Annotated in this window: 2 rRNA genes; both read right to left on the bottom strand. The window is 56.0% G+C overall.

The features are described 5' to 3' along the window. Positions 1 to 36: 36 nt before the first annotated feature. Positions 37 to 151 (bottom strand): 5S ribosomal RNA (rrf, locus tag ATO3_RS28330). Between the two features lie 249 nt (positions 152 to 400). Further along, positions 401 to 1,472: ribosomal RNA gene (locus ATO3_RS28325) — 23S ribosomal RNA — on the bottom strand; the annotation flags it as partial.

The raw sequence follows: 1,472 nt of genomic DNA, 5'->3' as shown, positions 1-1,472 counted from the left end.
TTACGATCGTTTATGAGAGATTTGGCTTTTTACTAGGTCTGGCGGTGAGCTACTCTCCCACGTCTTGAGACGCAGTACCATTGCCGCGGCGGCACTTAACTTCCGGGTTCGGGATGGGACCGGGTGTTTTGCTCGCGCTATGGCCACCAGACCGAGGAAAAAGCCTGTCGCTGTACGTCGTGTTTGCCTTGGCAAAGGCGACGGGCGCGAGGCAGCGTCTTTTGCATTTCAAAAGGCGCGTTCGCGCACCGTGGCCATTTGAGGCCGTACAGCGCCAGCAGACTGGAGACGCTCGGTGCGTCTCGTATCTGCTGTTATATCAACGTGTTGTCCAGGTTTTGTATACTGTGATGTGTATGCTCTCTGGCTGATTTGGTAACGTGTCTGTCTGTTACTGGATCAAATCAAGCCTATCGGGCCATTAGTACCGGTCAGCTGAACGTATCGCTACGCTTACACCTCCGGCCTATCGACGTGGTGGTCTACCACGGCCCTCAGGGAGACCTTGTTTTGAGGGGGGCTTCCCGCTTAGATGCCTTCAGCGGTTATCCTGTCCGATCATAGCTACCCTGCACTGCTGCTGGCGCAACAACAGGTCCACCAGTGGATCGTTCACCCCGGTCCTCTCGTACTAGGGGCAACTCCTCTCAAGTCTCCTACACCCACGGCAGATAGGGACCGAACTGTCTCACGACGTTCTAAACCCAGCTCACGTACCTCTTTAAACGGCGAACAGCCGTACCCTTGGGACCTGCTCCAGCCCCAGGATGAGATGAGCCGACATCGAGGTGCCAAACACTGCCGTCGATATGGACTCTTGGGCAGTATCAGCCTGTTATCCCCGGCGTACCTTTTATCCGTTGAGCGATGGCCCTTCCACTCGGGACCACCGGATCACTATGGCCGTCTTTCGACTCTGCTCGACTTGTCAGTCTCGCAGTCAGGCTGGCTTCTGCCATTGCACTCAACGAGCGATTTCCGACCGCTCTGAGCCAACCTTCGCGCGCCTCCGTTACGCTTTAGGAGGCGACCGCCCCAGTCAAACTACCCACCACAGAGGGTCCCGGACCCGGATAACGGGTCGCGGTTAGACAACAAGAATGCGAAGGGTGGTATCTCAAGGGAGGCTCCACAGACACTGGCGTGTCTGGTTCAAAGCCTACCACCTATCCTGCACATCCCAGTCCTGTTGCCAGTCTGAAGTTGTAGTAAAGGTGCACGGGGTCTTTCCGTCTAACCGCGGGAAGCCTGCATCTTGACAGGCAATTCAATTTCGCTGAGTCGATGTTGGAGACAGCGGGGAAGTCGTTACGCCATTCGTGCAGGTCGGAACTTACCCGACAAGGAATTTCGCTACCTTAGGACCGTTATAGTTACGGCCGCCGTTTACCTGGGCTTCAATTCAAGGCTCTCACCTCTCCTTTTAACCTTCAGGCACCGGGCAGGCGTCAGACCCTATACGTCGTCTTGCG

Source organism: Marinibacterium profundimaris (genome assembly GCF_002210095.1).
Lineage (GTDB): Bacteria > Pseudomonadota > Alphaproteobacteria > Rhodobacterales > Rhodobacteraceae > Marinibacterium > Marinibacterium profundimaris.
The sequence above is the reverse complement of the archived record's forward strand: the minus strand, read 5'-3'. Positions and strand labels throughout refer to the sequence as shown.